8 protein-coding genes are annotated in these 7564 nt (G+C 55.7%); 6 read left to right on the forward strand and 2 right to left on the reverse strand.

Translation table 11 applies throughout. From position 1 onward, the window contains the following. Positions 1-395 precede the first annotated feature (395 nt). The gene (locus A1830_RS04210; RefSeq protein ID WP_197473283.1) at positions 396-725 is read right to left on the reverse strand and encodes a YnfA family protein; all 330 of its coding nucleotides are present in this window, start codon (positions 723-725) and stop codon (positions 396-398) included. A 141-nt stretch (positions 726-866) separates the two neighbouring features. On the opposite strand from A1830_RS04210, the gene A1830_RS04215 reads away from it, so the two are divergent. Together A1830_RS04215 and A1830_RS04220 are read left to right on the forward strand one after the other, a co-directional pair. Then, the gene (locus A1830_RS04215) at positions 867-1214 is read left to right on the forward strand and encodes a DUF1283 family protein (protein WP_082804093.1); all 348 of its coding nucleotides are present in this window, start codon (positions 867-869) and stop codon (positions 1212-1214) included. Positions 1215-1265: 51 nt separating this feature from the next. Then, on the forward strand, positions 1266-1562 hold the full coding sequence (locus tag A1830_RS04220; RefSeq protein ID WP_067702154.1) for a DUF1161 domain-containing protein: 297 nt from the start codon (positions 1266-1268) through the stop codon (positions 1560-1562). Between the two features lie 30 nt (positions 1563-1592). Here A1830_RS04220 and A1830_RS04225 read toward each other — a convergent pair whose 3' ends face one another. Then, positions 1593-3056, reverse strand: coding sequence for an MDR family MFS transporter (locus A1830_RS04225; RefSeq protein WP_067702157.1), 1464 nt, complete (start codon positions 3054-3056; stop codon positions 1593-1595). A gap of 294 nt (positions 3057-3350) precedes the next feature. Between A1830_RS04225 and A1830_RS04230 the strand changes: the two genes are divergently transcribed. The 4 genes from A1830_RS04230 (at position 3351) to osmV (ending at position 6808) form a co-directional block, all read left to right on the forward strand. Next, positions 3351-4067: an ABC transporter permease gene (locus A1830_RS04230; RefSeq protein WP_067702160.1), complete on the forward strand. Its 717-nt coding sequence runs from the start codon at positions 3351-3353 to the stop codon at positions 4065-4067. A gap of 66 nt (positions 4068-4133) precedes the next feature. Then, on the forward strand, positions 4134-5015 hold the full coding sequence (locus A1830_RS04235) for a glycine betaine ABC transporter substrate-binding protein (RefSeq protein ID WP_231877569.1): 882 nt from the start codon (positions 4134-4136) through the stop codon (positions 5013-5015). A gap of 9 nt (positions 5016-5024) precedes the next feature. Continuing rightward, positions 5025-5672, forward strand: a complete 648-nt coding sequence (gene osmW, locus A1830_RS04240; protein ID WP_067702166.1) for an osmoprotectant ABC transporter permease OsmW — start codon at positions 5025-5027, stop codon at positions 5670-5672. Then, the gene (gene osmV / locus A1830_RS04245; protein ID WP_067702169.1) at positions 5672-6808 is read left to right on the forward strand and encodes an osmoprotectant ABC transporter ATP-binding protein OsmV; all 1137 of its coding nucleotides are present in this window, start codon (positions 5672-5674) and stop codon (positions 6806-6808) included. The genes osmW and osmV overlap by 1 nt, the downstream gene beginning before the upstream one ends. The last annotated feature ends 756 nt before the right edge of the window (positions 6809-7564 follow it).

Genomic DNA, 7564 nt, shown 5'->3' on the forward strand with positions numbered 1-7564 from the left:
GCGGACCGTCGAGCGCAGGGATGCGCGAGCCGAGCCCACACGGACGTGCCTGCGGCGTGTCCGCGTGACAAGGGTCCCCGCAGGGCTTTCCACTGTATCACCGCAACGACAGCAAACATCACAAATGCCAGGCGCAACATGAAGAGGTTTTTAGCAGCGACTACGGAGCCCGAGGCCAGGCGGGGATCGTTGGCTGAGCGGACCGTCGAGCGCAGGGATGCGCGAGCCGAGCCCACACGGACGTGCCTGCGGCGTGTCCGCGTGACAAGGGTCCCCGCAGGGCTTTNGCGGACCGTCGAGCGCAGGGATGCGCGAGCCGAGCCCACACGGACGTGCCTGCGGCGTGTCCGCGTGACAAGGGTCCCCGCAGGGCTTTGCACCCCGTCACCGCAACACTAAGCCCTTCCCCATCCCGCGACGATAATCATCATGCCGCAAAACGCCACGGTCGCGCCCAGCCAGTCATAGGGACTTAATTTCACACCGTCGACAAAACGGAGCCACAGCAGTGCTGTCACGACGTAAACGCCGCCGTAGGCGGCATAAACCCGCCCGCTGGCGGCGGGGTGCAGCGTAAGCAGCCAGACGAACAGCGCAAGACTTAGTGCGGCGGGCAGCAGCAGCCAGGCTGAACCGCCTTTACGCAGCCACAGCCAGGGGAGAAAACAGCCGGTTATCTCTGCCAGCGCAGTAATGAAAAACAAAATCGTAGTCTTAAACAGCATGCTGAATCTCTCTGAATACTAAACGACAGACGTACCCGCTGGTGAGCGTTTGTATGCGGATGATATACTATATAAAGCGCTACTCGCAGCCCCTCTACCGGCTACGTGCTTTACTAAAAGGAACCTGAGATGAAAATGAAAATGACACGCTGGCATACACAACTGGGCAAATTAGCCCTGCCACTGGTGCTATTAGGTAGTCTGTTCAGCGTTCAGCACGCCGCGCAGGCAGACACTAACCGCCTGATCATTCAGGATGGCAACAACGCACTGAGCAACGAGCAGGCGCGCCAGGATAAGGAGCAGTGGGACAACACGCGTCGGTTGCGTAATAAAGTTGATACGCGCGTCGAAAAAGAGTTCGACAAAACTGACCGTGCCTTTGATACCCGCGACGCCTGTAATGAAAGCCTTAACGTAAATGCCTACTGGGAAAACAGTACGCTGCGCTGCCTTGACCGCCGTACCGGACGTCCGGTTACGCCCTGATCGGCAACAGCTGCTATAGTCATTACTGTTTCATAACATAAGGATGAGAAGATGAAAGGTTTTAAGTGGATATTAACCGCTCTGGTGGTTGCTGCCCCACTGGCAGCCCAGGCATCATGTGAAACGGTAAAAGCAGATATTAACCAGAAGATTATCAGTAACGGTGTTCCTGCTTCCGGATTCAGCCTGGAGATCGTCCCTAACGATCAGGCGGACCAGGCCGGTGGCCAGGTGGTGGGCCATTGCGAAAATGACAGCCAGAAAATAGTTTATAAGCGTAATGGTACCGAGAGCGATACCGCTGAACCTGCCAGCACCGGCACGTCTCAGGATGCACCTTCCTCATAAATGATTGGGCCGCCCTGAGCGGCCCTTTTATTACCGCGCCTTCCGGGGCTTCTGTGCCGGTATTTTCCGCGCAACCAGCAGACTGAAAAAAGCAATCAGCACCGATACGGCAAAAACCCAGTGTAATGAAGCTGAAATTTCTGCGATCATCTGACTCAGACTCCCCTTACTCATCCCCTGTCGCTGTGAGTAAGACATTATCTGCTGTACCGGATCGCTGTGTGCAGGCAGTCTGACCATCAGGTTGTAGTTCAATACGGCTCCCATCACCGCCGTACCCAGCGCCGAACCCAGCATGCGGCTGAACATAATAGATGCCGTGCAGATGCCGCGAATGTGGAATTCTGCGCTGTTCTGCACCGCAATCAGAAAGGTCGTGCTAGACATTCCCATCCCTGTTCCAATCACAAAAGCCGCCACGCCAGCAGAGATCACCGAGCTGCTACTGTCCAGCGTCAGCAGGAGACCCGTCCCCACAATCAGCAGTAGTGAACCCAGCTGGGCAGTGAAACGGTAGGAAGTGCGGAGCATCAACCATCCACTCAGGGTACTGGAAAGCGGCCAGCCAATTGACATCATTGCCAGCGCACTGCCCGCCTGTAGCACAGTGCCTCCGTTAACACCCTGAATCCAGGTAGGCAGGAAGGCGCTGATGCCCATCATCGCCGCGCCGATAATCAGGTTTCCTGCATTCCCGGCCAGTATGGTTCGATTCTGCCAGACTGCCAGTGGAAAAAGCGGTTCCGATGAACGGCGTTCGTGGCTCACCAACGCCCAACCGGCGAACAAGGCAACGGCAAAGAACAGGCTAACCCAGTAGCCCAGGTTTTCTGCCTGTAGCAGTCCGGCGAGCAACGCGGTCACCGTGAGCATCAGCCATGCGCTACCGACAAGGTTAAGCTTTTGACCACCTTCGCTGCGCGATTCAGGAAACCAGCGGGCCAACATCAGCATTGAAACGATGCCTATCGGTACGTTTACCCAAAAAATCAGCGCCCAGCTAAAGTGCTGAACGATCCACGCCCCGGTGAGCGGACCGACGATCGCGGCTACGCCCCAAACGCTGGAGAGCCAGCCCTGTATGGATGCACGCTCCTCAGGCTCATACACATCAGCAATGATGGTTGCGGTTAGCGGCATAATGGCCCCCGCACCCAGCCCCTGAACGGCACGAAAAAGTATCAGCCAGCCCATCTGGGGCGCAAAGCCGCAAAGTATCGAGCCGCAGAGAAACAGGCCGGTGCCGATAAAAAATACGCGTTTTCGCCCCCACAGGTCGGCCAGCCTGCCATAAAGGGGGACGCTAACGGCCTGAGTGAGCAGGTAAATCGAGAAAACCCAGCTGAACTGCGAGAATCCTCCCAGCTCCGCCACGATGGTTGGCATCGCTGTTGCCACAATGGTGACTTCAATGGCTGCCATAAACATGGCAAGCATCGCGGCGATCAGGATCCAGTGGCGATGAGTCACCGGATGTTTTGCTAATTCTGTCATAGACCCTTCCTTATTTTCTTATAGTCTGGCCTGAATTGGGTCACGTATGGTGTTAATTGTGCTTAAGGTGCTATGTGACACTGTAACCTTTAGTCGATGAAAATTTTTTATTGACGCTAACACACTACCCTATAAGGAATAACGCTCAATCTGCTTAAAAACCAACCTTATGATTTTATGCATAAAATTTGCCATTTGCGTACATGCTGCTATAGGTTTAACGCGCTATGGGCGCTCCGTGAAGGTTTTACCACCGCGGTAACCCACTAATTATAATCAGGGAGAGTGGAATTTATGCAAAATGCAACGCTGGCCCGGCGTGCCTTACTTGCCGTGCTCTTTATTGCCGTGATCGTCGGCCTGCTGGTTTACGGGCTGGGTCTGGATACTATTCGGTCAAGACGGGTCGATCTGATTTATCTTGGCCAACAGCATATGCTGCTGGTTTTCTGGTCGATGCTGTTAGCATTACTGGTCGGTATTCCCAGCGGAGTTTTACTCAGCCGCCCCTTTGCCCGTGGCTGGGCAGAGTATGTGATGCAGATTTTTAACGTGGGTAATACCCTGCCGCCCCTTGCCGTACTGGCACTGGCGATGATTGTGGTGGGGATTGGCGATCGGCCTGCGGTAGTGGCGCTGTTTCTGGCCTCTCTGCTGCCCATTGTTCGCAACACCTATTCCGGCCTGACCTCCGTTCCTCCGGCGCTGACCGAAGCGGCAAAAGGAATTGGCATGACTAAATGGCAGCGGTTGTACCAGGTTGAGCTGCCAAACGCGCTACCGGTTATGCTTTCAGGTATCCGCGTGGCGACGGCAATCAACGTCGGCACCGCCCCGCTGGCATTTCTTATCGGTGCCAGCAGCTATGGTGAGCTGATTTTCCCCGGTATTTACCTGAATGACTTCCCGTCGCTTATCCTCGGCGCTGCCGCAACGGCACTGTTTGCGCTCATCCTCGATATGCTGCTGGCCGGGTTAGGCCGCCTGCTGAGCCCGCACGCCGCGGTTTAAGAATAAAAGGAAAACCAAATGGCTAAGGCCTGTTTGACCCGCTGGGTCCGCAACACCGCGCTGGCAATGAGTGCTACGCTGGCATTAACCGCCTCCGTCTCCTGCTGGGCTGCAAAGCCGATTGTGATGGCGACCAAAAGCTTTACCGAGATGCATATTCTTTCCGCACTCACCACGATCTACCTGCGTAAAAAAGGGTTTCAGGTCGAGCCTAAAACCAATATCGCGACCGCAATTAGTCGTAATGCGATGATCAATAAACAGATTGATATGATGTGGGAATATACCGGCACCTCGCTGATTATTTTTAATCATATTACTCAACCGATGTCGGCGCATGAGGCATGGGAAACGGTCAGGCGGCTGGATGCGAAACTGGATCTGATCTGGCTCAATCCGTCTCCGATGAATGACACCTACGCCTTCGCCATGGACTGCAAGCGTGCCGATCGTGACCATATCGATACTATGTCGCAGCTGGCGGCAAAAATTGAAGATGTCCGTCAGCACGATCCCGATAACAACTGGCTTCTGGGGCTGGATCTTGAGTTTGCCGGCCGTTCAGACGGGCTGAAACCCTTGCAAAAAGCCTATTCGATGCCGCTGGACCGTCCACAGATCCGCCAGATGGATCCGGGCCTGATTTACAACGCTATCCGCGACGGATTTGTCAATGTGGGCCTGGTGTATACCACCGACGGGCGCGTAAAGGCGTTCGATCTTAAGATCCTCAAGGATGATAAGGGCTTCTTCCCGAGCTATGCCATTACGCCGGTCGTCACGCGACAGGCGCTGGAGGCTCATCCGGGCCTGGCTGATGCGCTGAATACGCTGTCGGCGCAGATTACCGACGAGACGATTACCGAAATGAATAAGCGTGTAGATATCGATCACCAGTCTCCCCAACAGGTGGCTAATGATTTCCTGAAATCTAAAGGCCTGATCTAAGGATCCCGAATGGACACGATTCATTATATTATTGATAACTGGTCATATATTGCCGGACTGACGCTACAACATTTGTGGCTGGTGGTGCTGGCGGTTGGACTGGCTATCATCATTGGCGTGCCGCTGGGCGTGCTGATTGTGCGCTACAAATGGCTGGCCACGCCGGTGCTGGGCATTGCTACCCTGGTGCTGACCATTCCCTCGATTGCCCTGTTCGGCCTGATGATCCCGCTGTTCTCCATGATTGGTCAGGGCATCGGTGTCGTACCTGCCATCACGGCGGTTTTTCTCTATTCGCTGCTGCCCATTGTTCGCAATACCCATACGGCGCTGGAAAACCTTCCCGGCGGCCTGCGCGAGGCGGGCATCGGCATCGGCATGACCTTCTGGCAGCGTCTGCGTTGGGTGGAAATCCCAATGGCCCTGCCGGTGATCTTCGGCGGCATCCGCACTGCCGTAGTAATGAACGTTGGCGTTATGGCGATTGCTGCGGTAATCGGCGCGGGTGGACTGGGCCTGTTGCTGCTTAACGGCATCAGCGGCAGCGATCTCCGTATGCTGATTACCGGTGCGCTGATGATCTGCCTGCTGGCCATTATTCTCGACTGGCTGCTGCACCGTCTGCAGCTGGCCCTGACACCCAGAGGGATACGATAATGATAAAACTGGAAAATCTGACCAAAACCTTTACCCAGAAAGGCACTACCTTTAACGCGGTTGATAATGTCAGCCTCAACGTGCCGGAAGGTGAGATGTGCGTTCTGCTCGGTCCTTCCGGCTGTGGCAAAAGCACCACGCTGAAGATGATTAATCGCCTGATTTCCTCCACCAGCGGAAAAATTTTAATTAACGGAGAGGACACCAGCGGGCTGGATACCGTCACGCTGCGTCGTAATATTGGCTACGTTATTCAGCAGATTGGCCTGTTCCCGAATATGACCATCGAAGAAAATATTACCGTGGTGCCGCGTATGCTGGGCTGGGATAAGAAGCGCTGTCGTGAACGTGCCTGCGAACTGATGAGCATGGTCGCGCTGGATCCGAAAACCTTCCTGCATCGCTACCCTCGTGAGTTATCCGGCGGGCAGCAGCAGCGTATCGGGGTGATCCGTGCGCTGGCAGCCGATCCACCGGTGTTGCTGATGGATGAGCCTTTCGGAGCCGTTGACCCGATTAACAGAGAGTCTATTCAGAACGAGTTTTTGGATATGCAGCGTCAGCTTCGCAAGACGGTAATGCTGGTCAGCCATGATATTGATGAAGCGCTAAAGCTGGGCGATCGCATTGCGGTGTTTGGCCAGGGCAAAATTGTGCAGTGCGCCAGCCCCGACGAGCTGCTGGCGAAACCGGCGAACGAATTTGTCGGCTCCTTTGTCGGTCAGGACCGTACCCTCAAGCGGTTGTTACTGGTGCAGGCGGGAGACGTTACCGATCAGCAGCCAACGATAACAGCGAAGAAAACCACGCCGCTGGCGGAAGCCTTCGGCATGATGGATGATAACGATCTGCGTTCAATTACCGTGGTTGATGATGACGGCAAGCCGTTGGGCTTTGTTAAGCGTCGTGAAGCGCGCGGTGCCAGCGGTGAGTGCATTGAAAAGCTGAACAAATTCACCGTCACCGGCCGCGCCGAGGAGAATCTGCGCGTGGTGCTTTCCAAGCTTTACGAGCATAACCTGGTGTGGATGCCGATCGTTGATGAAGAGGGACGCTATAGCGGTGAGATTTCCCAGGATTATATCGCCGACTATCTCAGTTCAGGCCGCACCCGCCGCGCATTGAACCAGGCGTAACCGCGCCGGGTGCTGCCCCGGCGTACGTTCTGTGGTGCCAGCAGGGATGCTGGCCCAGGGAAGAATTACCTACCCCAGCGGTCCCCTCCTGTCCTCAGGCTACGTTGTCCCAGCTTCTCCCTGTCCAGACTGGCATCGGTGACGTTTGCTGTCATTGCGGTGACGCGGTGCAAAGCCTCCACGGACGGGTTTACGGCGCCCCGGCGTTCTGACCCGCAACATAGCCGTATCACCGGAGCCGGTTTTGACCTGCCTGCAAGCAACATAGTCCCATCACCAGAGCGGGTTTTGACCTGGCTGGCATCTATGACGTTTGCTGTCATTGCGTTGATACGGTGCAAAGCCCTGCGGGGATCGTTGTCACGCGGACACGCCGCAGGCACATCCGTGTGGGCTCGGCTCGCGCATCCCTGCGCTCGACGGTCCGCTAAGCCAACGGTCCCCGCCTGGCCTCGGGCTACGTCGTCGCTGTTAAAAACCTCTTCACGTCCAGTCCCAGACTACATAATAGCTGTCGACAGATAACATTACCCCGGTCGGGAGTGGTTTTGACCTTCAGGCCCATATCAAAGGCATGCCACTGAATCAGATTCTGACCCCGGTCTGCGCCAGAATATTAACAGACCACGCCGCAGCCAGAAGGCGGTGTTGCGGAGCAGATAAGCTGGGTCTCTGCCGCAGGGATGCGGCAGTGAAGCCCCCAGGGAGGGGTTTACGGCGTCCCGGCGTTCTGACCCGCAACATAGCCGTGTCACC

Source organism: Erwinia sp. ErVv1, from assembly GCF_900068895.1.
Classification (GTDB): Bacteria; Pseudomonadota; Gammaproteobacteria; order Enterobacterales; family Enterobacteriaceae; genus Erwinia.

What these genes read in the sequence shown, in the direction of transcription:
- A1830_RS04230 (WP_067702160.1), top strand. Translation starts at nt 3,351, where the DNA reads ATGCAAAATGCAACGCTGGCCCGGCGTGCCTTACTTGCCGTGCTCTTT.
- A1830_RS04220 (WP_067702154.1), top strand. Translation starts at nt 1,266, where the DNA reads ATGAAAGGTTTTAAGTGGATATTAACCGCTCTGGTGGTTGCTGCCCCA.
- A1830_RS04210 (WP_197473283.1), bottom strand. Translation starts at nt 725, where the DNA reads ATGCTGTTTAAGACTACGATTTTGTTTTTCATTACTGCGCTGGCAGAG.
- A1830_RS04215 (WP_082804093.1), top strand. Translation starts at nt 867, where the DNA reads ATGACACGCTGGCATACACAACTGGGCAAATTAGCCCTGCCACTGGTG.
- A1830_RS04235 (WP_231877569.1), top strand. Translation starts at nt 4,134, where the DNA reads ATGAGTGCTACGCTGGCATTAACCGCCTCCGTCTCCTGCTGGGCTGCA.
- A1830_RS04225 (WP_067702157.1), bottom strand. Translation starts at nt 3,056, where the DNA reads ATGACAGAATTAGCAAAACATCCGGTGACTCATCGCCACTGGATCCTG.
- osmW (WP_067702166.1), top strand. Translation starts at nt 5,025, where the DNA reads ATGGACACGATTCATTATATTATTGATAACTGGTCATATATTGCCGGA.
- osmV (WP_067702169.1), top strand. Translation starts at nt 5,672, where the DNA reads ATGATAAAACTGGAAAATCTGACCAAAACCTTTACCCAGAAAGGCACT.